This window comes from Serratia sp. (in: enterobacteria) (genome assembly GCF_051654945.1).
GTDB lineage: Bacteria > Pseudomonadota > Gammaproteobacteria > Enterobacterales > Enterobacteriaceae > Chania.
Genome location: NZ_JBOFZA010000081.1, coordinates 225,617 through 252,249, shown reverse-complemented (window position 1 = coordinate 252,249; position 26,633 = coordinate 225,617). Strand labels below are relative to the sequence as shown.

The following is a 26,633-nucleotide window of genomic DNA, read 5'->3' as shown; positions in this document are numbered from 1 at the left end:
AAGATCAAAAAACCCACCGGGCGGTGGGTTAAATAGCGCTGTTACTGCATCATGAAGCCAGTTCAAATAAATAGAGCGTGTAATCGACCTTGCTGGCGACATTGCCTGGCGTTGCACGCCCGGTACTAGAGAAACGGGCAGTAAAGTCGGTATATACCTCACCATTCATCACCGGGACAAACGCCGAGCTCACCAGTTGAGAATTGCTGCCTGCTTGCACAATATTATTTTGCTGGTCACGCAGCTGGATCTGCACGTTACCCGCCTCCGCCATATTGATCAGGCCGCCGGTTACGGTATCCACCGTGGCCCCCCCCTCAAAAAATACCAGAGCGTGGGTATATTGCTCCGAAATGCCTACAACACGGATGTCGAAACGGGTTGCCTGGGCCGTATCGCCAGGGTTTGCCAATGCTACTTCACTGACTGCACCAAGCTGCACATAGCCATTTTGCGTCTCGCTGCCATTCACACTAACGGTGGGGCCAGCACTCCGTGGGCGAGGGATAATCAGGCCACCATCTTCAATCTCCATGGTTTGGGCAACGACTTGTCCAACAAAATTAATGGTTCCGGTAACGGTATTATTCATGATAAATATCCTTATCTAATAAGAGAGCAGAGTGGGAGCTATTTCCCACCTTATTTAATTCGCAGTGTTGGTTCTGCTTAATCAAATATTACCCACTTAATGATAAGGATTCCTTCTGTTACCGTTGTGGGGTCAACGGCAGGACGGGGATAGCGTTCACCCCGCGAATGGTGCCACGCCAAATAAAATCGGCATGATACATCCGCGTTTCACCCGGGCTTTCCAAGCCCTGCTCAGACTCCATGGATTCTTCCTTCTCCTCTTCTGCCATCAGCCACGCCACCGCATCCAGGGCAAACTGTTCCACCGGCTGGGTAAAGGTGGTGAGGTTGTAGGAAGACCAGGCTGCCTGCGGAATATCATCATAGCCCGCCACACAAAGATCCTCTGGGATGCGCAAAGCAAAGCGATGGCGGGCCTCATCCATAAAACCGCAGGCCAACAGATCGGGTCGGTTATTACGAACCTTATATGCACGCCTGGGATTGTCTGGCGGGATATTGCGTGCTGAACGAGGCTGGACGCATCCGTTTAATACCGGGGAGGCACATCTACTACACGGTGGCCCGGTGCTGGCCGTCGCCCCCGGTGCCAAGGATGAGCTGATAAGGACTGCGCGGTTGTAAGCCCGCGTTTTGTATGGGGCCGAATCAGTGTCGGCTCCATACAGCCAGGCTTTCGTTGTGATTATTCACTCAGCCTTTGTTCTTCAACATCATATTTAACTACCACATCATTCTGGTATAGCCGTTCGGAATGCAACACCACCGGATCCTGCCCTTTGGTTGAGATATCACGCCAGATCTCATTCTGCCGGTAAATACGCTGTTGCCGACGGATAAATCGGTGGGATTTTTGGTAGACATGGTATTTAACCGTACGTGGGGCTGAACACAGCAGTTCACCTTCCAACTGATGCTCTGCAACGTTGAACACCAGTTGAAAACTATCCTGAGTCGGGTTATGCAACACCAGATCGATATAGTTGTAAAAAATGGCGGCTCCTGAGCCAAAAGGCAAGATCCGCCCTTCGTCCGGGAAGGGATCAAAACTGTGGTTTGCCCGTTCGATCACTACCAGCGGTGAGTGGATCGCCATCCAGTGGATTAAATTGCTTAGCTGACAAATACCACCGCCCACGCCGCTGCGCGCTTCGCCAAACGACAGCTCCATGCCTTCAACAAAACCACGCGCGCGGGTCGGTTTCCCCACCAGCTTACAAAACGAGAAATATTCACCCGGCCTGATAACAATCCCGCTGGTTGCCTCCACCGCCAGCCGCAAATTAATCACTTTATTATGCTGCAGGCCAATATCACTATTGCCCAACTTGCGGATAAGCTTCGAGGTGTGTTTGATAAAACGGTGATCCAGCCGCTGCTGCGGCCTTTTCTCATCGGCATACCGACGTGATGACCATTGCCACGCAAGATGACGCAAAACCCGCTTTTGCCGGACTCTCAACCAATAAAGCAGCGGGTGATATGATGATAAGGGCCTGCGCATAGCGTTAATCCATTAACTATTAGAAAAAACATTTGTTGCCCAATTTGTCGGGGTCGCGCATGTTCCACCGTAGGGGCGCCCGTTGAACAGTACCGTTCAGTATACCCGATTACAGGGTAAATCACTCTGCCTGGCCGTGTAAGCCGATGAGAACAGCTCGCGCTACAAATTAGCTTAGGCCGGGCACGGCCGAACCGGAGAAGTTGATCCGTGAATTGGCTAGTCGCGCGCCACGGCACAAGGAGGAATTGATGACTATTGCAGAATATCTCGAGCAAAAAGGGTTCAAGAAAGGCATTGAGGTAGGTCTTGAGCAAGGTATTGAGCAAGGCATCGAGAAAGGTGAACACGAGGCTGCTTTAAAGATAGCGAGTTCTATGCTGCGTAATGGCTTCGAGCACGCTATGGTGATACAGCTTACTGGTCTTTCAGCAGAAGACTTGGCGCAAATCAGCCATTGAACCTTCCGCTGTGGTTGAGCCATCAGTACACTCTGGCACGGGGCAAATCACTTAACCTGGTCGTATAAGCTGGTGACAATAACTCGCGCTTCATCGACCATACCTGCTGCGTTCCCTGGCCAGCAAACCACAGCTTGGCCCTGCCCGAATTATTGATCGAGTCCATCACCTGCATCAGCTTGTCACTGCCATTCCTTGGTTGATATTCATCGAACATGTCGAGTTGTGCGATACCCTGACTGAAAAAATCTTGCAGCATCACACCGCCTTTATCGAAACGATGACCGGGTTGCCAAATGGTATCCAGACAACGCATCGCGGCAGCAATAATATCGCGGGTGTCTTGCGTTGGCGTATTCAGCTTGATGCTGGCCGAATTGCCGTAATAGGCTTCGTGAGTGGCAAACGGACTGGTTTTGATCCAGGCGCTGACGTGCCGACAATACTGCCGTTCCGCCCTGAGCTTTTCCGCCGCCCGCGTGGCGTACAGGCAGATTGCCTGATGCATATGCTCATACTCGGTGATGCGCTCGCCAAAGCTGCGGCTGCTGATGATTTGTTGCTTGGTGGGCGCAAACTCTTCCAGTTCCAGGCAAGGCTCGCCGCGCAACTCACGCACCGTGCGTTCGATCACTACGCTAAAGCGTTTACGGATCATGGTGGTGTTAGCGTCGGCCAGTTGTAGCGCCGTTTCAACTCCCATCGCGTTCAGCTTTTTGGCTATCCGTCGCCCAATGCCCCAGACCTCTTCTACCGGTACCTTATTCATCAATTTACGCTGCCGCTCCAGGCTGGAAAGATCGACCACACCGCCGGTCTGCTCCCACTTTTTAGCAGCAAAGTTTGCCAGCTTGGCTAGCGTTTTGGTCTGGGCTATACCGACGCCGATCGTTAACCTCGTATCATCGAGCACTTTGTTGCGGATCTGCCGCCCAAACAGGGTCAGATCGCCACAATCAGGCACCGAGGAGAGATCGAGAAAACTTTCATCAATGGAGTACATCTCAATACGGGGAACCAGTGCTTCCAATGCCGTCATCACCCGGGCCGACATGTCGGCATACAGCTCGTAGTTGCTGCTAAAAGCCACGCCCCCCGCACGTTCTAACTGCTGCTTGACCTTGAAATATGGCCCAGTCATCGCCATCCCCAATGCCTTAGCCTCTTGGTTACGGGCCACCACACAGCCATCGTTATTAGATAGCACCACGACCGGACGACCACGCAGATCTGGCCGCCACAACATTTCACAGCTGGCATAAAAGCTGTTCACGTCGGCCAGCGCGTACATTATTTCAACCTCGTAATGGTCGACACCACCACGCCGACAATCTCAAAATCATCGGCATCATCACGGAGCGGAATGGGCTGGTATTTAGGGTTCATGGGTTCGAGCTGCCGAACTGGCCGCAGGCAGAGCCGCTTTACGGTGAACTCCCCTGCAATGCTGGCGATCACGATGTCGCCATGATCGGCCCCAATACTGCAATCAATCACCAGCATTGAGCCATCCATAATGCCCGCCTCCAGCATGCTTTCACCAGAGGCGTAGAGAAAGTAAGTGGCGTTCGGGTGGCTGATGCAATATTCGTTGAGATCGATCCTTGCATGAACATAGTCCTGTGCCGGGCTGGGGAAGCCGGCGGGTACCCGATCGGAAAACAGCGGCAGGTACAATTTTTCTGGTGTTGAAGTGGGAGCAAAGTGTTTCATAAGGCAAACCTTGATACTGTGTTTTTATACAGTATAGATATGCTCAATGACTGGGGGAAGAACGATTTTCACTGTGAATGATATCGGTATGATCGTTAAGGAAAGAAAGTCAGGTCAGGCTGCTCCCTGCGTAGGGGCGCGGCCTGCGCCCGCATGGATCCGCTCTACAAGTATCACAATGGGGCCAGGCCCTGGAGGATCTTGCCGAAGATCAGCACCGAGCGTGCATTGAGGTGGTTCAGTCCCAGTTTCTTCAGCGCGCTCAGTTTGTGCGAGAAGATGGTTTTCACCGACAGGTTGAGTTCCTGCGAAATACAGTACGGCGTTTTGCCCGTGGCCAGCGATCCCATGATGTTCATTTCCCGTCCCGTCAGGAAGGACAGATCCTTCAGATGGGCATGGCCCGCCTCAACACATGCTGCCAGGTTGGCGAGCGGCATCTTCTTGGATAGTACTCCCTGTGACCATAGGGTAATGTTTTCCAATGTCCTTTCGGAGGCGTTATCCATCAGCAACAGTGCCCGGGCGTCATGACGGCGGGTCCAGGTTAGCAGTTGGGTCAGCGTGTCGGCCCGCTCAACCGCCAATATCAGCGTGTCGTCGCAGGTTAGTACGGGAATGGCACCGAGGCCGTCAGCCTCATCCACAGGGATGTACGCGACGTTTTTATTAAGGCTTTGGAACAGGGCCTTTACGCCCAGGAGAAAGTAACTGTCATCGCTAGCAAGGTAAATCATCAGACACATCCTGTGAGAAAAATTATCGTATTATCGCGTCAATACCCGTAACCGGGTTTGGCATGGCAGCTCATGCCTGGCAATGCGTTACAGCATTACCTGCTGGGGATACCTGACAAATTGCTGCCCGTTATCCAGGTAGCAGGTGGTCTCATTGAGGTTTTTCACTCGGGCAAACAGCGCGATTTCATTGTCGACCTGCAACTTGAACATCAGATGCCGTTTATGGGTACTCACCGTTTTCACGCTACGGTGCAGGCGGCTAGCTATCTGCGTCACGCTGTAGCCCGCATGCAACAACCCAAACACCTGAAGTTCGGCCCCGGTCAACCGGCATGTCTCTGCGGAGAACACGGGCATGGTTGACGGTTGAGCAAGCAACGGGCTGATCACCTGTTTGCCGGCCAATACCGTTTCCAGCAGTTGACTCAGTTGGGCCTGTGGCGTCTGCAACGCGAGCACCGAGATACCAGGCTGGCGAGACAGGGTAATTAACTGATACTCCGGCAGTTCCTCAGTGATGACCACCAACGGCCGGTTTCCCCGGATATGCTGCAGCCACACCAGCCAGTCAACACCGTCGGCGATGTTGCGTTCATCATCGCTGATATCACTCACTACCAGGTCAGCCTGGGTCAGCCCGGGCAGGCGGCCCATATCGCTAAAGGAGTCTGCTGTTTGAAAGGTGAAACCCGGTAACTGCTCCGTGAGAAAACGCAACAGCCCCTCGCGGGCCAGCGGGCAGGCGTGCATCACGATGCCCTGCTTGCCAGCAGTCTTGGCGTGGAGTTTCATAACCGCACCTCGTCGGCCATCAACCGGCCGCCCAGCACCTGCAACTCGCCCCGGCTGACCATGTTGAGCTTGCCGAGCAGTGCCTGCTTGTGGGCGCTGATAGTACGAATATCCTTGTGCATCAACTGGGCCACCCGGCTGACGCTCTTGCCGGCCAGCAGCGCCTGGGCCACATTGCATTCCTGATTGGTCAGCCGGACGGGGTGGCACGCCACGTTATTGGGCACCAGATAATGGGCCAGGTCGGCCTCGTCAATCAGCCCTTTGAACACGGTATTGACCCCAAAGGCCAGTAGCAAATCAACCAGATGGGGCAGGTCCTTGCGCAGGTAGGCACCGATATGCACCTTGGTATTACAGCGCATCAGGAGGGCCAATTGCTGCAGCAGCGGCAACACCTCGGTGCGGTGGCTAATGGCACTCAGCAATACCGCATCAACCCGGTGGCACTGAACACTCTCAGATAACTGGTCCGTCTCGGTAATGCGTATCAGCGAGACGCGGTCGCCCAAGGTGGTACGCAGCATCTGCTGGATACCCAGCCAGGTGATGTCGTAGGGTTCCAGCACCAGAATATTGAGCACCGGAGCCCCGGTATTCTCCGTCAGAAAAGACATAGCATCGCTCTCTTTGCGGTTTCGGTTATCCAGGATAGCGGGACCTCCCTCCCCGCTACCTGGAGTCACAGGGTTACTGATAAGTGAAGTTGACCAGCACGCTGCTGGAGACCTGCCCGGCCTGCGCACCACCTGACGGTGTATACATGCGCGCTGCCAGCGGGAAAGTGGCCGTACCGGTGAGCGTATCGACGTTGGCGGTCATGGTACTGCCGGTGGACAGTATCGCACTGTGGTCCGCGTCCTTCGCCATCTGCACGGCCATATATGGCGCGGCGGTGGCTGCCGGTTCGGTATTGGCAAACAGCGTGGCGTCGGTACCGTCCGGCGTGCCGGTGTAGGTGGCCTTGACGGACGTGGTGCCTGCCGGGCAGTTGGTCAGGTTGAGGGTAAAGCTCTTCCAGTCACCAGCCTCGTTGGCATTCTGAAAGCGGGTCCGGCCCAGCGTTCCGAGGTTGACCTCTTGCCCTGCCACCAACACCGGGTTGACGGTACAGGATGAGGCGATGACCTTGCCGGTGATGGTGACATCGGCGGCTTCCACCTTCGTGCCCGGCAGGACAGCGAGGGCGGACAGCAACATGTTGAGGACAAAAACACGTTTAAACATATTTGGCTCTCCTGCCAGGAAATGACCGAATCAGTTGTAGGTGAAGTTCATCAGGACCACGGTGCTGATGTTGCCCACGGTGGCACTGCCTGGGGTGCTGTAAGGGCGGGCTTGCAAATCGAAGGTGGCGTTTTTACTAGCATCCACGTTCACCGTCATGGTGCTGCTTTTGCCCTTGTCGGCAATGGTACCGGAGCGGTTCTGCACCTGAACGGCGACGTTGGTGGCGTAGCCAGTGCCGGTGGTATTGGCGTACTTGTTGGCGTCTGCGCCATCGGCGGTACCGTCAAAGGTGGCCTTGACCGAGGTGGTTCCGGCCGGGCAGTTGCTGAGCGTCACATCGAAGGTCTTCCAAGTGCCATAGGAGGCGGCCAGGTTCAACGTGGCGGCGGTGACGTCGGGCATGGTGACCGTGTATGCCCCGCTGTTGTCGACAGTACAGGCAGCTGCGGTAACTTTACCGTTAATGGTAATAGTAGTATCCGCAGCATGAGCAGCCATAGAACAAAAGCCTACCACCAACGCAGCAATCAGTCCTTTAGCAAATTTATTCATTTTAGTGCTCCTTTGTATGTTTGTATGCGTAATTTATGGGTTGCTAACCCATGCCAGAAAAAAAACGGATGATTTTTTAAGTCAGTTATAAACTATAGTGGCGTAGGCAATAGCATTAACAGGCCCTGCTGGAACATCCGCCGTTAACGCATAATATCTGGCTGTCATTGGGTAATTAAAAGTTCCGTTTACGTTACCAACATTTATATAAGTCGACGGAGTGATCACGTTGCCATTTTGGTCCAACAGCTGAAAGCCGACATTGTCTGCGGTGCTGCTATTGGTATTTTTGAATACCGTATTATTACTACTCGCCATGGTTCCACTGAAGGACAATGAAAGATTGACTAATGAATCGCATTGCAACGGAATAGTAAATCCTTTATCACCCGTAGTGCTATTTATGATGTTCAAATTCGCCGTTGTAGTATCCTCCAAATTTACCGGAATGTTGGATTGTGTTACAGTGCAAGCCGGTGTTGTCGGTTGGATGATTAGAGTCGTTGCCAGATATAAAATGATATCAAGCGATCCATCAACACTAATATTACCTATAACTCCCGGTCCAAAAGTTCCAGCAGACCCAGGTATCGGGCCTGTTTTCACAAATTCAATTGTCACCGTACTAGCGGCATAAGAACCCGGCCACCGCCCAGTCCAGGTTCTTGAGCTTGGCCACCAAGAGTTAGGATAACCTGGCCAATTGGCATCTAATTTTCCACGGTATGATACCCCCGGGATGGAAGTTGGGTATAAATTGCCATTGGGTGTACCAACTCCAACAATTGTTGAAGTTTTATTCCCTGACCCCTTATCACACCCCCCCGATGTAAGAGGAAATGATACCGTGGTACTTGCCAAAATCGTGTTCAGCGGTACCGCAGGAGAAATATTAACCGTTGGAATGGCAGAAGTAAGATTAAACGTTAGTGGGCAAGTGGCCTTGGCAAAGGGCGCAATCATGAGCATCAATATACCCGACAACAAATGTTTCAGAGAAATGCGTTGCTCCCATCCCCGGCTGATTTTCACCATGTATTTAATATTCACTTTCATATTTCACTTTCCTTACTGCTCAAGTGCAGTGCCTTAACGGCACTGACCATTGATATTGATGATGCCGTTCACGTTCTGCGGCAGGCTGTAATTTACGTGGCACTGTTCATCCGGCCCACTGCCCCATTGCACCTTGAGCTGGCCGCTTTGCGCCAACCCGGTCAGATACACTTGGCCGTTGTCGCCGACGATAAAGCCCTCGGCATCCTTGCTACCGTTGGCCGACACGATGGCGCCGAACGGAACCGGTTTGCCGCCTGCATATAGCAGTGTCATCAACACCCGGTTGCCCACACTGGTCTGGTAACGCGCTCTCACCACCGCACCCCGCGTTGGCACCACCGTCTGAGTGGTGATGGCCACCTCGGTGTTGTCGGCGAAGCTCTCGGTATTGAGCGTGACGTCGTTCTTGCGGTACGGGCTGGCATACGGCACCACCGCGTAACCCCGGTAATCGGTCTTCACCCCTGTCTGCCCCTGAACACCGACGCTTTTTGCCCCCGGTGCCGCCACCAGTACCATGGTTTCACCCAGCGGTTGGCCGAACGTCACGCCGTTTTCATGGGCCAGAATGCCACCCTGCACGCCGTAGTTCAGGCGCTGGCTGTTGTTGTCATACGCGTAACCCCCGTTGACTTCTCCGTAGGTCGCCCGCCAGTCGGCATTGGCACTGCCACTGTTGCCCTGACCTTTCGTGCCATACCCTTCCTGCACGCTCCAGCTCAGGTTGTTGTCGTCCAGCACCGTCCCGCCCACGCTGACGCTGTGGGTGGTGTTGCCTTTCTTGCTGCTGTTGGCCATGTAGTTGACGTAGGTCGGGTGTTTGTCCCCGAACAGTTTGGTCAACGGTACGCTCACGTTGAGAGCAAACAGCTGGTCCTTGTCGTAGATACGCCCGCGGCTGCCCGACTCGGCGGTGCCGTAGGCCACCTGCGAGTTGCGGTTGTAGGTGTAGCTCAGGCCGTAGCTGATACCGTCCCACGAGTTATTGTAACTGGCGGTGTACGACTCCATGCGCCGGTCGGTATTCCAGTAATCCTCGCGTGCCGCGGTGATACCCACGTTGCCGCCGCCCTGCCACAAATCCTGTGACAGCGTCAGCTCCGCCCGGTTACGCCGGCGTTCCTGCAACGGATAACTGTTGCCGCTGGTGTAGGTGTCCAGCACTTCCTGCATGCCCCAGTAACCGTCGGTGGCATAGCGGTAGCCCGCCACCGAGAAGTTGGTACCGGTCTGCACAAAGTTCTTGCTGTAGCGCACCCGCCAGGACTGGCCGCTCTCTTTCTGCTGGTCTTTCTGTTTCGACCAGGCCTGCGTCACGTCCAGGGATAAGGCACCAAAGTCACCCAGGTTCTTGCCGACACCCGCCGCCATGGATTGGTACTTGCTACTGAACTGGCCGCCGCCGTAAATCGTGAACCCGGCCGGCAGGCCGTAAATCACCGTGGCTTCGCTCAGCGGGGTCTTGTCCACGCTGTTGTCGTAGGAGCGGTACACCCCGGTGGTGGCCGAATATTTCAGGCGTCCTTCACGCTGCAACACCGGCAACGACGCAAATGGAATGACCAGCAGTTGTTCGCTGCCGTCGGATTCCTTGATGGTGACGTTCAGGTCACCGGAGCCGCCGGTCGGGAACATGTCGGTGATTTCAAAACTGCCCGGTGACACATAAGTCTGGTAAATCACGTAGCCGTTCTGGCGGATGGTCACCTGCGCATTGGTGCGCGCGATACCCCGCACAATTGGCGCATAGCCGCGCAGGCTTTCCGGCAGCATGTCATCATCGGAGGCCAGTTGGGCTCCACGGAACGGAATGCTGTCAAACACGTCCGCCGCGGTGGAGGTGTCCCCAGCGGTGAACTGGCCTTTCAGCGCAATGATGTCGCGTTGGGCATAGGTGTAGACCGTGTCCCACTTGTCCTGGGTCTGGCCATTCTCACCGCTGTTGCTCGAACGGTTCCAGGTGGTGTAGTTGCGCAGGCGCCACGGGCCGATGTTGATGCCGGGGCGCAGGTTGACATACTGGTTGCTGCTGTCATTGCCGCGCCCGCTCTTGGCGTAGTTGTTGGCGCCGGTGACGCTGTAGTTCAACAGCGCGGCCGTAATGCCCTCATCCCACGACTTCGGATCAACCCAGCCACGGGCGGAGTTGTTCACCGCCGACTGCGGGAAGCTCAGCAACAGTTGCTGACGGGCAAAGCGGAAATCGCTGTTGGCCTGGGGAATGGCCGCCAGGTTGGCGCAGGCGGTGCCCGGCGCCCCCATCTCCGGGAATTTCTTGGTCAGCACCCCCCAGCCGGCGAGGTCGTTGACCGGGATACAGGGCAGCAGTGTGTCGCTGCCCTTGCCGTCCTTGCCCAGACGGAATTCCACGTTGCGGGTTTCCATCCGTTCGTTGTTGAGAAACACGTCCACGCGGTAGGTGCCGGGTAACTGGCCACCCTTGTCCTCAAACGAGGTCAGGTCGACGGCTTTCTGGCCGGGGGTGCCGAGTTCAAGCAGGGCGGGGTTGAAGTAGTCCCGCGCCTGGGCTGTCATCATGGTTCCGCTCAACAGCGCCACCTGGGCGGCCACAAAACAGGCCACCCGGCTCATGCGCACTCGGGGTTTATTATTATTATTGTTCATCCTTCACTACTCCTTGCGTGCGGGGGGAATGCTCTACCCGCTCCTGAATGTCCATGCTCCGCATCAACATGCTGTTAGTGCCCCGGGGTGTGCTCGGCCCCCGTACCGCCGTAATCGCTGATCAGTTTCCAGCTCACGCCACCACTCACATTGGCAGGCACGCTAAAGGTGGCCTGGCTCATCGGCAAGACGTAGGTGATGTCCTTGACCTCACGCCCGCCCACCTTGACCTGCTGGAAGTTCATGACGAACGGCGTCGAATTGGCGACGGTCAACTGAGTGCCACTCTGTGACCAGGTCAGCTTGCCGGTGACATCTTCGGGGGTACCTTTCAGGCCCTGCGGGCGGTAAATCAGCTTGATGCGGGTCTTGACCGCAATCTGCAGGGTGTTGGCCCCTTCTTTTTTGCTACCCGCCGGGATGGACTTGACGTTCAGCCAGTAGAGCGACTCGCGGTCTTCCGGCAGGCTGCCGCCGGTGCGCACGATACGCAGCAGGTTCTGCTGGTTACCGTCGAGGCGGAACAGCGGTGGCGTGACAATAAAGGGGGCTTTCTCAGCGCCACCGTTTTGGGTCTCCGCCCAGGACTGGATGAGATAGGGGTTGGTGTCAGTGTTGGTGACGCTCAGTGAAGCCTCCTTTTTGCCACCGTCGTAAATCAAACGGGTACCGCCAACAGTCACACCGCCGACGTTGGCCGCCTGTGCGAAGGTGCTGCTCAGCAATAAAGAAAGGCAAAGGACTTTAAATCCGGTATTCATGACAATTCCGTACTCCGAAAAAAGGCGGGCCGACCGGCGTCGGCCCGTAGAGGCAGCTTCCCGACCAGGACGTGGCGAGGAAGCGACAATCGATTAGTTGTAAACGATGGTGAAGTTGCTGGTGGAGTTCGCTGGACCTGCAGTCACAGGCAGTGAAGTCGCCAGGTAACGTGCAGTGAAGTCCAGGTTGTTGGTACCAGTGGTCAACGCGTAAGCTGAAGACGCGGCGAACAATGGCACGATAACTTGGGATTTATCCATCAACTGGATACCCACGTTAGTGGCCACGCCCGTTTCCTGAGTCAGCTGCAGGATGGTGTTGTCGTTGGCGTCTGCAGTGCCATCAAACTTCACTTTTGCAGAGGAGACGCTGGATGGGCAGTTGGTCAGTGCGATGGTGAACTTGGTCGGTGCAGCAGTCAGGTTACCGGTGGTGAACGCAGAACTGGCTACGGTGCCCAGAGTAACGGTCAGCGGGTTGCTCATGTTGTTGGTTACGGTGCAAGCATCGTCAGTGATAGCACCGACGAAGTTGATTTTACCGTCAGCCGCAAAGGCAGAAGAGGACAGAGCACCGGCAACCAGAGCAGCAACAATCAGATTCTTTTTCATACGAGTATTTCCCTTTTAAGATGCCTCCAAGGCATCAAGTTTGTGTTGATGCATATGCATCGTTTCCATGTACTACTTGTGGTCGGTTTGGACTACTGCCCCCTGGGATAAACGCTCTAATCAATACGAGCGCTATTTCTGAGGAGACATTTTGTACCAAAGTGTCTACTTTAATTTTTTATTCCGAAAAAAATTAATTAACAAGAATATTTAACCAAAAAATAAAATAATTTAAGATTAAAATTCCAAAAAAAGGGTTTGACAATGAGTATCTTGATAAGAATTTTCTTTGTTTGGGCAATTTTCAAGCGAAGAAATCAAGAGGGGTAAAAACCTAAAAATGCATATCACATTGATAAGTAATGTTTTTTAATGGACACAACGAGAGTTGCAAGTGGGGATTGACTTTATTAGGAAGATTCCACAAAATAAGCGTCAGTTTGGTACAGAATGTCTACTTTTAGATATTTAATTACAAATGATTGATTACCAGATTTCTTTAAACCTCAAGGCATTTGAAGCCGTATACAACACGGTATGTTGAATGTTACGGTGCCCCAGATAGTCCTGAATCAACCGCGTATCTACCCCTTTGTCTGCTAAAGCAAAGCCACAAGCATGCCGTAACATATGCGGGTGAGCATTAACATCCAGGCCCGCAACCTCGCTAAACTGGCGCATTAACTTATAAATCCTTTGGCGTGAAATTGGGTTACCTTTTCGTGAAAGAAATAACCAGTCGCTTTCTGAATTATTATATTTACCCCGGACTGACAACCATTTTCTCAAAGCCACCACCTCTACCTGATACAAAGGATGGTTCGTTGAGAAACCATTTTTCAGTCGATGAACATAAATATTGTTTCCTTTAAGATCGACATCTGAAAGTTTCCATGAATTTATCTCACTCACTCGACACCCATGAATGAAACACATGCGAATCAAGCAATAATCACGTTCTGGATTATTACCCAGCAGCGCTGCAGATAATAATCTTTCTACTTCGGAAGGTGTAAGATGTTTTCTTTCTGACATAAAAACTCCAACGAGGTTTTAAACTCCGGCACCCGTTCCATGCAGATAACCGAATAACTATAGAATACCCGGATTGAACCGAGATTTTATCCTGATTCCTGAGGATAGACACAAGACTAGTATAGGAATAAAAACGCAGGAGACAACTATAAATGTGATCGTCTCCTCGTAGAGGGGCCTGTAGCCGTTAATCCTTGTTTCTAATAAGGGAATCTCACTCAAGTGATAAAAAATATTTAAGCCATTACTTATCATATGGTTATAAGGAAACCAAGAGAGGTTAAAAAATTAACGGCATGCTGAGAATGAGGGGAATTCTTAAATTTTGTAAAAAATCTCTATCCATTCACCATAATGATACGCTTAAAAAACGCACATCACTTAGTTACTCGTTCAGCCTTGGTGAGTGTGTTGATGATCATTTTGAGTTTCTCATCATCTTTATCTCGGCTGTGCGTATAGGCGTAGATATCTATCAACTCATTATCCAGCCAAGGTAAGGTAGCACTGCGCAAAGCAAACTTTTTCTGGATCGTAGCAGTGAAGTATTCCGGTATAATGGTTAGCATTTCGCTATCTTCCAGACAATGGAAAATATTGAGCAAAGATGATGTCACATAGCGTATTTTTCTGCTAGCTAACATTTCATGAAAAATGATGGGCCAATAAGATACTCCTTCCTTTAAAGAAACCAATGCATGCTCTTCCGCCAGCCACTGTTCCGCTGTTAATGTATCCTCTACCCTTGGATGTTCGGCATTACATAGAGCGACGAATTTTGTGCTAAACAAAGGGGTACATGTCAATGAGTTATCACTTCTGATAGGCTGTCCTATATCAATATCACACTCTCTTGAAACCAGGGTGTTAACCCGTTGTTCTTCGGTAAGAGTTTTATTGTTAAACTCGATACAAACCCCCTCCAATAGACCTCCAGCCTGTAAAACCTTATCCATCAGGAAGTACTCAATTAAGGTATTCGATCTAATCCTGACTTTCCTGACATCGAGTTTTTTCCCTTCCCCTACCGTAAGAATGCGGTTGAATTCCTTTTCAATATTTTTATATTGCGGATAAAGTTCTTGAGCTATAGGTGTAGCTTTTAGTCCCTGTGCCGTTTTTATGAACAGGGGGTCATTGTAATACTGACGGATTTTGTTTAATGAATAACTTAATGTCGGAGCTGAGATACCAAGAGCGCGTGCAGCGGCTCCCATACTTTTAGTTTCAAATACCAAAATAAGCGTTTTTATTAAGTTGTAATCAAACCTATCAACGGCACCCATATAAAACCCCCGTAATTATCAATACCTTATAAGTGTACATTATGTTTTTAAAAATGCCATTTTTAATATCTTCTATTGTCTACTTTTCCCTGGAGGGATTTAATAGCTCCAACGAAACACCTGCTGAGAAAACGAAATGTCTAATCGTAAATTTATTACTAAAGAAGAACTTGAGAAAGTGCTTAGTGCCGTCGGCAGTGGCCTGAACGCCACCCGCGATCGCTGCATCATCACCATGTGCTACATTCACGGCTTCAGGGCTTCTGAGCTCTGCAACCTGAAGATAGCCGATGTGGATAGGGAGTCTGGGATTATTCACGTCAACCGGATGAAGAACGGCCTGTCTACGGTGCACCCACTGCAACCGAGGGAGTTAGAGTGCATTGAGGATTGGATGAAGGTGCGTGGTGGCTACCTTGGCGCAGAGGATCAACCTTTCTTGTTCCTGTCGCGCTTTGGCAACGAGCTGTCGAGAAAGCAGCTGTATAAAATGATACGTATTTATGGTGAGAAGGCGGGTTTGTCCGTCCAGCTGCATCCGCACATGCTGCGCCACTCCTGTGGCTATGCGCTGGCCGATGCAGGGAAAGATACGCGACTGATCCAGGATTATCTGGGGCATAAAAACATCATGCATACCGTGCTGTACACGGCGAGTAATCCTAAACGCTTTAACAGTATCACCATCTAACTCCCCGCTTAGCTACTTGGATGCAACTGCAGGTGCATCACGGTATCCCCTCCTTAAAATAACCAGCCCTGGTTCTACCAAGGCCAGTCAGCAATCAATCAAAGACGCCATTAATTACCGAGGCGACGATCGCCGTGCTTAGGGCCACCAGCACCAAATCATTACCCGCGATACGCCATTCATAGCCAGGATACGATGGCAGTTGCCCCAACATGGAAGCTGGCACCATTTTCTTGGCGATACCAGGAGGCAGCGGTTTACCCCGTGCCAGGTTCTTGGCGATGCCAGGAGGCAAAGACTGATACCCCGTCAATCCGTAGTTGATCGCGAGGGGCCGTACACGGTCATAATTGATACTCACGGTAACCAGATCGTCATGGCCACCTTTGTCTTTTTTGCCTTTGTCTGAGTTACCATTGCCGTGATTGTCTCCATTTTTGCCTGAATTCCCATGATTGCCTGAGTTTCCATGCCCGCCCCCGTTACCATTGCCTGGGTTGGCCATAACAGAAACTGAGGATAAAGACACAACAGCAATCAACGCGAGTGCGATGACCGATCTGCGACGTTTGCACATGTTAAATGACCTTTATGAAGGGTTACATGATGAATCTAGCCCTCTGCAAGCCACCGGGCAATAAGGATCCCTCCTATAATTGGTTTTATGGTAAGTTGATTCATGCGGCGTTAGTTGACGAGGTGACTAGGTGAAAATGATTGCGGGGACTCTTTTAGTCATTCTGCTGGCAGGATGCACTTCGGTTAGCGTTTCTGGCTCCGGCGGGAGTTCGGGGCGTTCAACGGCGACGATTGGCATCGGCTCCGGTACCATCCGTTGATGTGGGGATTTGGCAGACTCATGCTTTGCCGTGCAGATCGATAATCTCATACTCCCCGCCGATGATCGGTTTGAACAAAATTTTATAGCCGTCGCTATCGAAACCCGGCGCGGCAATCATTAGCTCTTTCGCTTCATCCAGGCTATCTACAGCCCCCAGCCACAACCAGTGGTGGATAACATGGTATTGCGCCATATCGATCCCCTGCTCCCGCAAGGCTATTGGACCATGCCACGGCCAGCACACTAATCGGCTTTGCTCTAACGCTGCAATCAGGCGCTGTTGATGATCTTCCAAGCTTTCTTTACCACAGCAAGCCCCTGCACAACGCTTGAGTGCCGAACGGAAACAAGCGCGACCCCGGCTTAGCGGCTCCAGACCTAATAGCCCATAGCAAAGCTGGTGCTGATCGGCGATAGACTGCAACGCTTGCAATGCCGCCCGCCGGTTGGCGAACAGCCCAAACAAGCCAGCGTGCCGTGCAAAATCCACCTCTTTGGCGTACACCACTTGGGGTTTATCGCCACTGAGTTGCAATGCGCACAGTTGCTTGTTGCGGCGCAGGCGCTTATTGAACAGCGGCTGCTGCTGTTTGATCAGCTGTGCCTCCAGCAGCAAGGCTCCGATTTCACCCGCCGTTCTGATGAAGGTGATACGCCTCGCCTGGCGCAGCATCGCGGCTTCATCTGGGGTACGCAAATGCGAAAGCACCCGGCTGCGAATGTTGACGCTTTTGCCGATGTAGAGCGGCATGGTTTCACTCTCGCCATGGAACACATATATACCAGGTAGCGAAGGTAACCCTGCTAACCACTGGCGCAGGTGTTCGGGGTATTGGTAAATGGCTTCCGCTTCAAATTCAAGCCTTGGTGCGGCGAAACGTCTGGTCAATCACACTCTCCATACTGATTTTTTATACAGTATAGCGATGTTAGGCGAGGGTTTGAAGGGGATTGTGGTCAATACTGCATCAGCGATCGTCCCCTCACCCTAGCCCTCTCCCAAAGGGCGAGGGGACAGTATGTGCTACATGTTGATACAGTGCCTGACGACGGTTGCGGATTAGCTCCCTCTCCCTGCGGAAAGGCTCATGTTGCCTACGATCTGTTCGGGGAGAGGGTTGGGTTGAGGGGCGGTGATTTTTGCGCAACGGCTAAAATATATTACAAATCAAAAGCATAAAAAAAGACCGAGTACGATTCCTATACTCGGTCTAGGGAAAGGGCTCTTGGGAGAGAGCCGTGCGCTAAAAGTTGGCATTTATGCAAGGTTTGTTCAACCGTGCTTTCTAAGAATAGTCCAAGGTGCCAGCTTTGCCACCCCAGCGCACACAGTGATAGTTACAAACTGAAATTAGTTACCTACATCCCGTCACCAGCCGTAAACTTTTGCATAACTATCGGATGGTTAGCTGATTAGTTTGCACACAGTTTTTCTGCTCTTTCGCGGAAAGGTTGCACACTCATTTTGTGGCCGGGATTGTTGGCATCATCCAACAGGATCACATCCAGCGATTGGGCACGCTGCTGCCCCGCTTTCACCTGTGCTTCTGCCGCTTCATTGAGCGGATACTGCATCAGGGTGCTGTTATTGAGCACAAACAAGGCTTCCCCTTTGCGGCATTGCAGCGTGACTTCTTCTTTGGTGAACGCCCACTGCTTGCCGTACTCAAACTTGGTGATGTTAACCAGCTTATCCGCCGCCAACGCGCTCGTTGCCGTTGCCAACAGCGCAATACCAACAATTACAGATTTCATTTTTTTGGCCTTAAGTTGCGATTTGATACGATTTTCCCGCAAGTTGGGGGCTTCCGGCAAGGCGCAATGTCATGCCGGCGCATAGGTTGCAAATAAACTCACCAACACCAGCACCGTTGCTCCCAAAGCCACCTCAAGCCAGCAGGCGATAACCAACCCGCGCTGCGCCAGATTGGGGGTGCTGCGCATTGCAGGGACGATAACGTAACGGTTGGCCAATGCTATCATCACCATCAACGCCACCAGCCCAGCTTTAACCAGCAGCAAACGCTGATAGGCGGAGTCGAGATCGACTGGCCAGTGGCCGAGAATGATCAGGCTGTTGATAATACCGGTTACGATCACCAGCACCACGGCAACATGGCCCCAGCGGGAGAAACGAATCAAGGTGGCGATCGCATCGCTACGCCACTGCGGTTGTGGCAGGTAACGCAGGCAAAGCAGCAAAGGTAACAGGCTGCCAAACCAATAGCCTGCGGCCAACAGGTGCAGCGCATGGTTAACGCGGTGTACGATCCCCAATGCGCCCGCATGCATCGCCGCATGGCCGATAAATGCCATGTTGACCAACAGCATTACCGAGCACAGGGTCAGCGCTTGCCCCCGCTTCGTCGCGGGCAGCAGCAAGGCTAGCAATGCCAGCAGGCAAAAGCCCAGATGCCAGCGCCAGGCCTCGCCAAAGGTGGTGCCCAACACCGCCCACCAAATGCTCAATTGCCAGGTATCCGCCCAGCCGTCGCCCATCAATCCGGCCTGAATGGCCAGCATCAGCACGGCGGTAAATGCAGAGGTCCAGGTCGCAGCGAGCAGCAGCGGGCGCAAATCGCGGGTGATGATCGGGGAGAGGCGCTGTGGCGACAGAACGGCGGTGAACAGGCTGACGCCAAACATCAGCATCACCGCCGCAAAGTGCACAAAGCGACACAGGACAAACAGGGTCGCCAGAGTCATACCTTAGTTTACGGTAAAGCTGTACTGGCCTTTGGTTTTATGCCCGTCCACGGAAACCACATGCCAGCTGACCTGGTATTTGCCCGCAGCCAGTTCACCTTCAATCGGTACGTTAATCTGGGTGTTGTTGCTTGGCTCCAGATCCAGCTTGCCGGTTTTCACTTCGGCGTTATCTGGGCCGGTCACTTTGACACCGCTGAAATTAGGCTCAATGCCTTCGGAGAAATTCAGCGTCAAAACTTTTGGCGCGGAGCTAACGGTAGCGTCTGCCGCCGGAGTCTGTACTTTCAGGTGGGCATGCGCCAACGCCTGTTGTGAAGACAGGCCGACGAACAGCACGAAAACGGTAGAAAGCAGGCGGTAAGAGGAACGAATTTTAGCGATCACGGAACAGTCCTTTATCATTATAGAGAGGTGATAAGGGCCAAGACCGATTACGCGGAGCGATGTTTCCGCAGCCTCAACCCACCACAATGATTGCGCTACGGGTAAAACAGCAGAAGGAGCGGGTTAACTCACTGTTATCACTCTCTACCTTCCGGTAGCGTATCGGGCTAAATGATAACGACGGTGGATCGGCAAGTCGAGCACATCACTGATTTTTTGCGATCTGGCAGCACGTATCGCTATAACAATGGGATAAATTCAGCGCAAAAAAAACCGCGTACGATGCAAAGTACGCGGTTTTCTAGATTGATGATAAAAGCGGGTTATCAGGCCTGGCCGTTAGCGCTTTCTGCCGCAGCGCCCATTCTCTTCAGATCTTTATCAATGAAGAACAGAGCCTTGCCGCTGCTGCCCACCAGTGCCAGCTTGTCCAGCACGGATTTGAACAGCTTCTCTTCTTCGTGCTGCTCGGCAACATACCATTGCAGGAAGTTGAAGGTGGAGTAATCTTGCGTGGTCATGGCCACGTGCGCCAGTGCGTTGATCTGGCGAGTGATCAGTTGCTCATGCTCATAAGTCTGCTGGAAAACGTCAGCCAGTGATTCAAACTCTACCGGTGGCGCAGAAATGCTGCCAATCAGTGGCAATGCCCCGGTATCGCTGAGGTAGTCGAACAGACGCTGCATATGCTGCATCTCTTCACGCGAATGATCTTTGAGGAATGCGGCGGCCCCTTCGAAGCCTTTATCGCTACACCAGGCGCTCATCTGCAAATACATATTGGCAGAATAGAATTCCAGATTCAGTTGCTCATTCAGCTTGTTGGTCATTTCTTGCGTTAGCATGAGGATCCTTTTTATTTTTGCAGGTCATAAACTTAATTGAGCGCATTATGCCTTGATTAACACAAAATAAAAACAGTTGATTTACATTTATTTGTTTTATTGATAATTATCAGACGGTTAAATAATACCATGAATTTAACAATAAACTATTATAAGAATCATTTTCATCTTTGTATTTAATCAAAAAGCGAATCATTCTTATTTGATAAAATAAATAAATCACATTGAACTCGGCTATTATATAACCCTGCTAGATATAATGACTTCGGTTTGAGGCTTGCCAAGCGCGACGCAGTAGATTACCTTCTGCCCTGATTTGCTGTTGCACACTAGAGGAGAAGAGCATGGGTTACAATCTGGCAGAGCTTTCCAAAAACGAAATGGACAAGGTGAACGTTGATCTGGCCGCGTCTGGTGTGGCATTCAAGGAACGCTACAACATGCCGGTGATCCCAGAAGTGGTGGAGCGCGATCAGCCAAGGCATTTACAGGATTACTTCCGCGAGCGGGTGATGCACTACCGTGCCGAATCACACAAATTCTCTCGCCTGCCGTATGAGCCAAAAATGAAGTAATGCCCCCTCACCCAAAGGGTGAGGGGATAAAACGTGTTACGAGACTATGATGACTTACCGGCGAAACGGTCGGTAGCCAGCATCAACTGGTGCAAAATGCCCGGCTCGTCCGTTGAGTGCCCTGCCCCTTCCACAATATGCAGTTGCGCTTCTGGCCACGCCTTGGCCAGATCCCAGGCGTTTTGTACCTGACAGGCCATGTCGTAGCGCCCATGCACGATCACTCCAGGAATATGGCGGATCCGCGGAACATTGGTCAGCAGTTGGTCGTCGCTGTCGAGAAAGCCTTGATGGGTAAAATAGTGGTTTTCGATCCGGGCAAAGGCCAGCGCGAAGTCATCTTCACCAAAGGAGGCGGCCGCATCGCTTGGCAGCAGCGTCACCGTTTCCCCTTCCCACACGCTCCACAGTTTGGCAGCCTCAAGCTGGACTTGCAGATCCGGTGACGTCAGGCGTTGACGGTAGGCGGCAATGACGTCCTTGCGTTCTTCTTCCGAGAGGATAGACAGCACCCGCTCCCATTTATCCGGGAAGAAGCGAGAAGCGCCGTCTTGATAGTACCAGCTCAGTTCCTGCTTACGCAGCGTGAAGATGCCACGCAGCACTAACTCACTGACGCATTGCGGGTGCGTCTGTGCATAGGCCAGCGCCAGCGTGGAACCCCAGGAACCACCAAACACCAGCCACTTTTCCACCCCGGCCAGCACACGCAATCTTTCAATATCGGCAACCAAATGCCAGGTGGTGTTATTGTCCAGGCTGGCATGCGGTTTGGAACGGCCACAGCCCCGCTGGTCGAACAGCAACACCTTATAGCGCTGCGGATCGAACAGCTGGCGGTGATAAGGTGCGCAACCACCGCCAGGCCCGCCATGAATAAACACCGCAGGCTTACCGTTTGGATTGCCGCTCAGCTCCCAGTAGATCCGGTGCCCATCTCCAGTATCCAACCAACCGCTATCATAGGCTGCGATGGGTGGGTACAAACCTCGTAATTGTTCCATGGCGCGACGTCTCTCTGTGAGTGATACCTTCATCAAAGCCGAAGCCGCTCATCAGGTCAACGTCAAAACGCTAAAACCTCCGCCTATACCAACAAGTTAACGTGCGTTTGCTCAAAATGAAGTCGACTTGCTTTTGCGCATATGGGGTTCGCGCATTTCTTGCGCGGTTTTGGCTTCAATACTCAGCTCTGCCGTAGGGCGTAATAGCAAGCGTGGCAGGCCGATAGGCTCACCCGTTTCCAGGCAATAGCCGAAATCACCGGTTTCCAGACGTACCAGGGCGGCGGCCATTTTTGGCAGCAGACGGGTTTCACGGTCCAGTTGACGGAACAGCAGGCGCAAATCCTCTTCGCGCGCGGCTTTATCCGCTTCGTCACCACTGATGTCACCGCTGTCGATATCGCGTTTCAGCACCTCGATGTGCTGCCAGAGTTTTTGTTGCTCGTCCAATAAGCGCTGGCGGAAAAACGCCCGCTGCTCTGCATTCATGTAATCAGATTCTGGCATTGCCAGCAGTTGTTGCTGGCTCAATAATGTCAAGACTGGCATGGTGCACTCCGTGTACATAGGTTTGTTACATTATAACATTTTTAACCTATGAAAGCTTAATAATAAATAATCATTGGTTAAACAAGGTGTTGACGTTTCCATACCCTTTGCTGCTTGCTTATGTCAGCCGTTAGGAGGTTAATGGTTCGGCAAGCCACCCAACCATAGGTAACCAAGAGGCCATCATGAGTAAGGGAATGGACAGCAAGAAAAATGCGAAGAAGAAGCCGTTGAAAACCCCAGCAGAGAAAAAAGCGGAGAAACGTTCCAAAAAAGGACAGACGTCTTCATCTGGTGAGTAAATCAGCTTCTGACCGTAGTTAAACCCGCCAATGCGGGTTTTTTGTTGTCTGCGAAAAGGCAGGTTGGCATCAGCCCCTCACCTCGTTAAGCTAGGACAAGAGACTTTTACCGAGGACATCATGCTATTACGTGTAATCGATACCGAAACCTGCGGGCTGGATGGCGGCGTGGTGGAAGTCGCTTCCGTTGACCTTATCGACGGGCGCATCACCAATCCGATGAGCGATCTGGTCAGCCCGGACCGGCCGATCGGCATTGACGCCATGGCCATTCACCATATCACCGAGCAGATGGTTGAAGGCAAGCCGCGAATTGCGGTCGCGATTGGCCGCTACCAGGGCAGCCAATACTATGTCGCGCATAACGCCGCCTTTGATCGGGCCATGCTGCCGGAAATGAACGGCGCCTGGATTTGTACCGTCAAGCTGGCACGTACGCTGTATCCAGACATTAAATATGGTAATCAATACCTGCGCTATGCGCTGAACCTGGATGTACAACTGCCGCAGGACACCACGCTTTATCCACATCGCGCGTTGTACGACTGCTATGTCACTGCTGCTCTACTGCAACGCATTGTGCAGGACTCCGGCTGGACGCCCGAACAGATGCTGGCAATCACCGAGCAGCCGGTATTGTTGAAAAAGTTCAAGTTCGGTAAATACCGTGGGCAATCCATTGAGCAGGTGGCGCTGGACGATCCCGGCTACCTGCGTTGGATGCTGAAATCCATCAACGATCTCAGCCCGGACATGAAGCACACGCTGAAGTATTACCTGATAGGTTAAGCAAACGGGCAGTCTCCTGCCCGTGGTTGATTACTCAGCTAACGCCAAAATAAAGGCATATTCCAGCGCAATATCTTCGTAAGCCTTAAAGCGCCCCGACTTGCCGCCGTGGCCAGCATCCATATCGGTATACAGCAGCAGTTGGCGATCGTCGGTTTTCAGTTCGCGCAGCTTCGCCACCCACTTGGCGGGTTCCCAATATTGCACCTGCGAATCATGCAGCCCGGTAGTGACCAGCATATGCGGATAATCCTGCGCCTTCACCTGGTCGTAAGGGCTGTACTGCAAGATATAATCGTAATACGCCTTGTCGTTTGGGTTGCCCCACTCGTCGTATTCACCGGTGGTTAGCGGGATGGACTCGTCGAGCATGGTGGTGACCACGTCCACAAACGGCACCTGGGCCACTACGCCATTGAACAGCTCAGGAGCCTGGTTGACGACCGCGCCCATCAGCAAGCCACCAGCGCTGCCCCCCATGGCAAACACTCGTTTAGCATCGCCATAACCCTGCTCTACCAGCGTCCTAGTGACGTCGATAAAGTCGTTAAAGGTGTTTTGCTTGTTGAACAGCTTGCCGTCTTCGTACCAGAGTTGGCCCAGTTCGGCACCGCCGCGAATATGCGCCAGCGCGAAGACAAAACCGCGATCCAGCAGGCTGAGGCGGCTGGCACTGAATGCCGGATCCATGCTGCTGCCATAGGAGCCGTAGGCATAGACCATCAGCGGATTCGCCCCAGGCGCAAAGCGGTCGGCACGGTAAACCAGAGACACCGGCACCTCGACGCCGTCACGGGCTTTCACCCACACCCGCTCGCTACGATAATCTTCCGCCGTGAAGTTTTTCACTTCCTGCTGTTTGAGCAGTTCCCGCTCACCGGTGTCCAGATTCAGTTCATACAGCGTGGTTGGCGTCGTCATGGAAGAGTAGCCGTAACGCAGCAGTTCGGTTTCCGGATCCGGATTATAGGCCAGCCAGGTGACATAGGTCGGATCGTCGAACGCGATGCGTTTATCTTCTCCGCTCTGCCAATGGATTTGGCGCAACTGGGTCAGCCCGGCAATGCGTTCCTCCACCACCAGCCAGTCACGGAACAGGCTGAACCCTTCGAGCATGACATCGCTGCGTGGGGCAATCAGTTCCTGCCATTGGCTTTCGTCGGCCTGCTCGCTCTGATACAGGCCAAAGTTCTTGCCGTTTCTGTTGGAGCGAATGTAGAAATGTTCACGGTAGTGATCGATGGCGTATTCATGATCTTTGCGGCGCGGCACAAACATCTGCGGCTTGCTGTCCGCACTATCGGCATCCAGCAACAGGATTTCCGAGGTGGTGGTGCTGCTGAGATGGATCAGGATAAAGCGTTCGGAGGTGGTTTTTTCCAGGCTGACGTAGAAAGTGTCATCCGCCTCCTCGTAGATCAGTTCGTCCTGCTGCGGATCGCTGCCCACCACGTGACGGTAGACCTGGTACGGCAGCAACGTCTTGGCGTGTTTACGCACGTAGTAGACGGTGGCTGAATCATTCGCCCACTCAAAGTTGCCAGAGGTGTTTTCTAATACCTCGCTGCTCCAACCATCGTTGCGCAGATCCTTGAAGCGGATATCGTATTGGCGGCGCGACAGGAAATCCTCCGCCACGGCCAGGCGCTGATTATCCGGGCTGACGTCCAACCCGCCAAGGGTGTAGAACTCATGCCCTTCCGCACGCTGGTTACCATCCAGCAGAGTGTCCCATTGCTCGCTAGCCGCTGCCGGTTGGCGCACATACAACGCATATTCATTACCCGGCTCGTAACGGGTTTGATAGCGGAAACCACGCCGGATATAAGGCACGGAGTGTTCCTGCTGGGGAATACGATCGACCATCTCCTGATACAGGGTTTCGCGCAGCGCCTGCTGCGGTTTTAGCTGTGCGTCGGTATAGGCATTTTCGGCCCGCAAATAGTCCAGGACCTGAGGGTCGGTGCGTTCGTCATCGCGCAGCCAGTAATAATCATCCACACGCGTATCGCCATGGATGGTAATTGGGAAAGGACGTTTTTCTGCCTTCGGAGGTGTCATCATTGCTAAATCATCCGCTTACATAGATGAGGCAAGAGTGACACGATCTTCACAGGCTTAACAAGCCGCGAGACGATATTTTCAGATGGGATGACAGATTTCCCCTCACCCTAGCCCTCTCCCAAAGGGAGAGGGGATAGAACGTGCTACAAACTTACATTGGTGTCACGTTTCGACAGGAAAGGCTGGGTAACAATTAACGTTTGGTGAATGCAATAACAAACAGCTCGTTCAGGCCCGGGTAGATATCCTGGATCACCTGCTTCAGTTCGCTGAGCGTCATATTCTCCTGCTGCGCATGTTCATCCGTCAACTCATCCAGGCGTACCGGCGTGACCGACTTCACCTCGATATAACAGAAAAATACGCCGTCTTCGTTACGGCTGACGCGCAGCACCTCATTCGGTTGGAAGTCAGCTTCGCTGGCATCCCGAATGGTGATGGTTTTACGCCCGGCCAGAATATCTTGCTCAAAGCGGCTGAAGAAGGTTATCTCACGGGACATGCTGGATCCTTGATGTTGTGGTACCACTGCTTAAGCGGCCTGCTGCTCTTCTGGCGCAGCACCCTCTTCCGGGGCTGCGGCAGGTTTCTTGGCTTTGGCTGGTTTTTTGGCGGCTTCTTGTGGAGCACCGCCACGCAGGATCTGCGCCAACACGTCTTTATGTTCCGCCAGGAAGAAGCTCAACCCTTCACGTTGTTCTTCTTCCAGCGTGACAGGCGCTTGCTGCAACCACTCACCGAGGCTATCGGCCAGATCCAACATTTTGTCGTAGGCATCGGCTTCTTTCTTATTTGCGAAAGTCATTTTTTCCTCACCGTTTCTCACTACTACATATTTCACTTCAACAGCCATGAGCATCTTCCTCAAAGGTTATGATACTGTATTTATATACAGTATGGAGTGATTTTGGGCCAT

The 26,633-nt window shown here is 52.6% G+C and carries 31 protein-coding genes and 2 pseudogenes; 6 read left to right on the top strand and 27 right to left on the bottom strand.

What is annotated here, in order from left to right:
* Nucleotides 1-49 precede the first annotated feature (49 nt).
* On the bottom strand, nt 50-592 hold the full coding sequence (locus ACRDCA_RS17590; RefSeq protein ID WP_438690696.1) for a fimbrial protein: 543 nt from the start codon (nt 590-592) through the stop codon (nt 50-52).
* A gap of 118 nt (nt 593-710) precedes the next feature.
* Nucleotides 711-1,040 (bottom strand): annotated as a pseudogene (locus ACRDCA_RS17585) (substrate-binding domain-containing protein); the annotation flags it as partial.
* A gap of 2 nt (nt 1,041-1,042) precedes the next feature.
* On the opposite strand from ACRDCA_RS17585, the pseudogene ACRDCA_RS17580 reads away from it, so the two are divergent.
* A pseudogene (locus ACRDCA_RS17580) lies at nt 1,043-1,218 on the top strand (inositol monophosphatase family protein); the annotation flags it as partial.
* 61 nt (nt 1,219-1,279) lie between these two features.
* Here the strand turns inward: ACRDCA_RS17580 and ACRDCA_RS17575 are convergent.
* Nucleotides 1,280-2,032: a VanW family protein gene (locus ACRDCA_RS17575; protein ID WP_438690695.1), complete on the bottom strand. Its 753-nt coding sequence runs from the start codon at nt 2,030-2,032 to the stop codon at nt 1,280-1,282.
* 317 nt (nt 2,033-2,349) lie between these two features.
* Here ACRDCA_RS17575 and ACRDCA_RS17570 point away from each other — a divergent pair, with 317 nt between their 5' ends.
* A complete protein-coding gene (locus ACRDCA_RS17570; RefSeq protein WP_438690694.1) occupies nt 2,350-2,559 on the top strand; it encodes a hypothetical protein in 210 nt (69 codons plus the stop codon).
* 22 nt (nt 2,560-2,581) lie between these two features.
* Here the strand turns inward: ACRDCA_RS17570 and umuC are convergent, their stop codons facing one another.
* From umuC to ACRDCA_RS17505, 13 genes are all read right to left on the bottom strand, one after another.
* Nucleotides 2,582-3,850 carry a translesion error-prone DNA polymerase V subunit UmuC gene (gene umuC, locus ACRDCA_RS17565; RefSeq protein ID WP_438690693.1) on the bottom strand — a complete coding sequence of 423 codons (1,269 nt, stop codon included), beginning with the start codon at nt 3,848-3,850 and terminating at the stop codon, nt 2,582-2,584.
* On the bottom strand, nt 3,850-4,272 hold the full coding sequence (umuD, locus tag ACRDCA_RS17560; RefSeq protein ID WP_438690692.1) for a translesion error-prone DNA polymerase V autoproteolytic subunit: 423 nt from the start codon (nt 4,270-4,272) through the stop codon (nt 3,850-3,852). Before umuD ends, umuC begins: the two co-directional genes overlap by 1 nt.
* Before the next feature lie 173 nt (nt 4,273-4,445).
* A complete protein-coding gene (locus ACRDCA_RS17555) occupies nt 4,446-5,009 on the bottom strand; it encodes a helix-turn-helix transcriptional regulator (RefSeq protein ID WP_438690691.1) in 564 nt (187 codons plus the stop codon).
* 87 nt (nt 5,010-5,096) lie between these two features.
* A complete protein-coding gene (locus tag ACRDCA_RS17550; protein ID WP_438690690.1) occupies nt 5,097-5,804 on the bottom strand; it encodes a LuxR C-terminal-related transcriptional regulator in 708 nt (235 codons plus the stop codon).
* Entirely contained in the window at nt 5,801-6,421 is a 621-nt protein-coding gene (locus tag ACRDCA_RS17545) for a helix-turn-helix transcriptional regulator (protein WP_438690689.1), read from the bottom strand. Before ACRDCA_RS17545 ends, ACRDCA_RS17550 begins: the two co-directional genes overlap by 4 nt.
* 73 nt (nt 6,422-6,494) lie before the next feature.
* Nucleotides 6,495-7,031 (bottom strand): fimbrial protein, encoded by a 537-nt coding sequence (locus tag ACRDCA_RS17540; RefSeq protein ID WP_438690688.1) that lies wholly within the window; start codon nt 7,029-7,031, stop codon nt 6,495-6,497.
* 30 nt (nt 7,032-7,061) lie between these two features.
* Nucleotides 7,062-7,586: a fimbrial protein gene (locus ACRDCA_RS17535; protein ID WP_438690687.1), complete on the bottom strand. Its 525-nt coding sequence runs from the start codon at nt 7,584-7,586 to the stop codon at nt 7,062-7,064.
* 81 nt (nt 7,587-7,667) lie between these two features.
* Nucleotides 7,668-8,642 carry a fimbrial protein gene (locus ACRDCA_RS17530; RefSeq protein ID WP_438690686.1) on the bottom strand — a complete coding sequence of 325 codons (975 nt, stop codon included), beginning with the start codon at nt 8,640-8,642 and terminating at the stop codon, nt 7,668-7,670.
* A 33-nt stretch (nt 8,643-8,675) separates the two neighbouring features.
* Nucleotides 8,676-11,270 (bottom strand): fimbria/pilus outer membrane usher protein, encoded by a 2,595-nt coding sequence (locus tag ACRDCA_RS17525; protein WP_438690685.1) that lies wholly within the window; start codon nt 11,268-11,270, stop codon nt 8,676-8,678.
* Between the two features lie 74 nt (nt 11,271-11,344).
* Nucleotides 11,345-12,031, bottom strand: a complete 687-nt coding sequence (locus ACRDCA_RS17520; protein ID WP_438690684.1) for a fimbrial biogenesis chaperone — start codon at nt 12,029-12,031, stop codon at nt 11,345-11,347.
* Between the two features lie 93 nt (nt 12,032-12,124).
* Nucleotides 12,125-12,643, bottom strand: coding sequence for a fimbrial protein (locus ACRDCA_RS17515; protein WP_438690683.1), 519 nt, complete (start codon nt 12,641-12,643; stop codon nt 12,125-12,127).
* Nucleotides 12,644-13,129: 486 nt separating this feature from the next.
* The gene (locus ACRDCA_RS17510) at nt 13,130-13,678 is read right to left on the bottom strand and encodes a tyrosine-type DNA invertase (protein ID WP_438690682.1); all 549 of its coding nucleotides are present in this window, start codon (nt 13,676-13,678) and stop codon (nt 13,130-13,132) included.
* 377 nt (nt 13,679-14,055) lie between these two features.
* Nucleotides 14,056-14,964, bottom strand: coding sequence for a LysR family transcriptional regulator (locus ACRDCA_RS17505; RefSeq protein ID WP_438690681.1), 909 nt, complete (start codon nt 14,962-14,964; stop codon nt 14,056-14,058).
* Nucleotides 14,965-15,100: 136 nt separating this feature from the next.
* Between ACRDCA_RS17505 and ACRDCA_RS17500 the strand changes: the two genes are divergently transcribed.
* On the top strand, nt 15,101-15,655 hold the full coding sequence (locus ACRDCA_RS17500) for a tyrosine-type DNA invertase (protein ID WP_438690680.1): 555 nt from the start codon (nt 15,101-15,103) through the stop codon (nt 15,653-15,655).
* 94 nt (nt 15,656-15,749) lie between these two features.
* Here ACRDCA_RS17500 and ACRDCA_RS17495 read toward each other — a convergent pair whose 3' ends face one another.
* The gene (locus tag ACRDCA_RS17495) at nt 15,750-16,232 is read right to left on the bottom strand and encodes an anti-virulence regulator CigR family protein (protein WP_438690679.1); all 483 of its coding nucleotides are present in this window, start codon (nt 16,230-16,232) and stop codon (nt 15,750-15,752) included.
* A gap of 130 nt (nt 16,233-16,362) precedes the next feature.
* Between ACRDCA_RS17495 and ACRDCA_RS17490 the strand changes: the two genes are divergently transcribed.
* Complete coding sequence (locus tag ACRDCA_RS17490) at nt 16,363-16,494, top strand: hypothetical protein (RefSeq protein ID WP_438690678.1); 132 nt, start codon at nt 16,363-16,365, stop codon at nt 16,492-16,494.
* 18 nt (nt 16,495-16,512) lie between these two features.
* On the opposite strand, the gene cho is transcribed toward ACRDCA_RS17490, so the two are convergent.
* The 5 genes from cho to ftnA form a co-directional block, all read right to left on the bottom strand.
* A complete protein-coding gene (gene cho / locus ACRDCA_RS17485) occupies nt 16,513-17,385 on the bottom strand; it encodes an excinuclease Cho (protein ID WP_438690677.1) in 873 nt (290 codons plus the stop codon).
* A 524-nt stretch (nt 17,386-17,909) separates the two neighbouring features.
* The gene (locus ACRDCA_RS17480; protein ID WP_438690676.1) at nt 17,910-18,251 is read right to left on the bottom strand and encodes a YebY family protein; all 342 of its coding nucleotides are present in this window, start codon (nt 18,249-18,251) and stop codon (nt 17,910-17,912) included.
* Nucleotides 18,252-18,320: 69 nt separating this feature from the next.
* Nucleotides 18,321-19,202, bottom strand: coding sequence for a copper homeostasis membrane protein CopD (gene copD, locus ACRDCA_RS17475; protein WP_438690675.1), 882 nt, complete (start codon nt 19,200-19,202; stop codon nt 18,321-18,323).
* A gap of 3 nt (nt 19,203-19,205) precedes the next feature.
* On the bottom strand, nt 19,206-19,607 hold the full coding sequence (gene yobA / locus ACRDCA_RS17470) for a CopC domain-containing protein YobA (protein ID WP_438690674.1): 402 nt from the start codon (nt 19,605-19,607) through the stop codon (nt 19,206-19,208).
* A gap of 308 nt (nt 19,608-19,915) precedes the next feature.
* Nucleotides 19,916-20,434: a non-heme ferritin gene (gene ftnA, locus ACRDCA_RS17465; protein ID WP_025120143.1), complete on the bottom strand. Its 519-nt coding sequence runs from the start codon at nt 20,432-20,434 to the stop codon at nt 19,916-19,918.
* Nucleotides 20,435-20,778: 344 nt separating this feature from the next.
* On the opposite strand from ftnA, the gene ACRDCA_RS17460 reads away from it, so the two are divergent.
* Nucleotides 20,779-21,009, top strand: coding sequence for a DNA polymerase III subunit theta (locus ACRDCA_RS17460; RefSeq protein ID WP_438690673.1), 231 nt, complete (start codon nt 20,779-20,781; stop codon nt 21,007-21,009).
* Between the two features lie 44 nt (nt 21,010-21,053).
* Here the strand turns inward: ACRDCA_RS17460 and pip are convergent, their stop codons facing one another.
* Both pip and ACRDCA_RS17450 read right to left on the bottom strand, forming a co-directional pair.
* Entirely contained in the window at nt 21,054-22,013 is a 960-nt protein-coding gene (gene pip, locus ACRDCA_RS17455; protein WP_438690672.1) for a prolyl aminopeptidase, read from the bottom strand.
* Between the two features lie 111 nt (nt 22,014-22,124).
* Nucleotides 22,125-22,562 carry a TraR/DksA C4-type zinc finger protein gene (locus tag ACRDCA_RS17450; RefSeq protein ID WP_438690671.1) on the bottom strand — a complete coding sequence of 146 codons (438 nt, stop codon included), beginning with the start codon at nt 22,560-22,562 and terminating at the stop codon, nt 22,125-22,127.
* Nucleotides 22,563-22,984: 422 nt separating this feature from the next.
* Between ACRDCA_RS17450 and exoX the strand changes: the two genes are divergently transcribed.
* Nucleotides 22,985-23,653 (top strand): exodeoxyribonuclease X, encoded by a 669-nt coding sequence (gene exoX, locus ACRDCA_RS17445; protein ID WP_438690670.1) that lies wholly within the window; start codon nt 22,985-22,987, stop codon nt 23,651-23,653.
* A 30-nt stretch (nt 23,654-23,683) separates the two neighbouring features.
* Here exoX and ACRDCA_RS17440 read toward each other — a convergent pair whose 3' ends face one another.
* The 3 genes from ACRDCA_RS17440 to ACRDCA_RS17430 all read right to left on the bottom strand — a co-directional run bounded on the left by ACRDCA_RS17440 (nt 23,684) and on the right by ACRDCA_RS17430 (nt 26,570).
* A complete protein-coding gene (locus tag ACRDCA_RS17440; RefSeq protein WP_438690669.1) occupies nt 23,684-25,717 on the bottom strand; it encodes a S9 family peptidase in 2,034 nt (677 codons plus the stop codon).
* Nucleotides 25,718-25,910: 193 nt separating this feature from the next.
* The gene (gene yqfB / locus ACRDCA_RS17435; protein ID WP_025121904.1) at nt 25,911-26,219 is read right to left on the bottom strand and encodes a N(4)-acetylcytidine aminohydrolase; all 309 of its coding nucleotides are present in this window, start codon (nt 26,217-26,219) and stop codon (nt 25,911-25,913) included.
* Between the two features lie 30 nt (nt 26,220-26,249).
* Nucleotides 26,250-26,570, bottom strand: coding sequence for a YebG family protein (locus tag ACRDCA_RS17430; RefSeq protein WP_438690668.1), 321 nt, complete (start codon nt 26,568-26,570; stop codon nt 26,250-26,252).
* Nucleotides 26,571-26,633 lie beyond the last annotated feature (63 nt).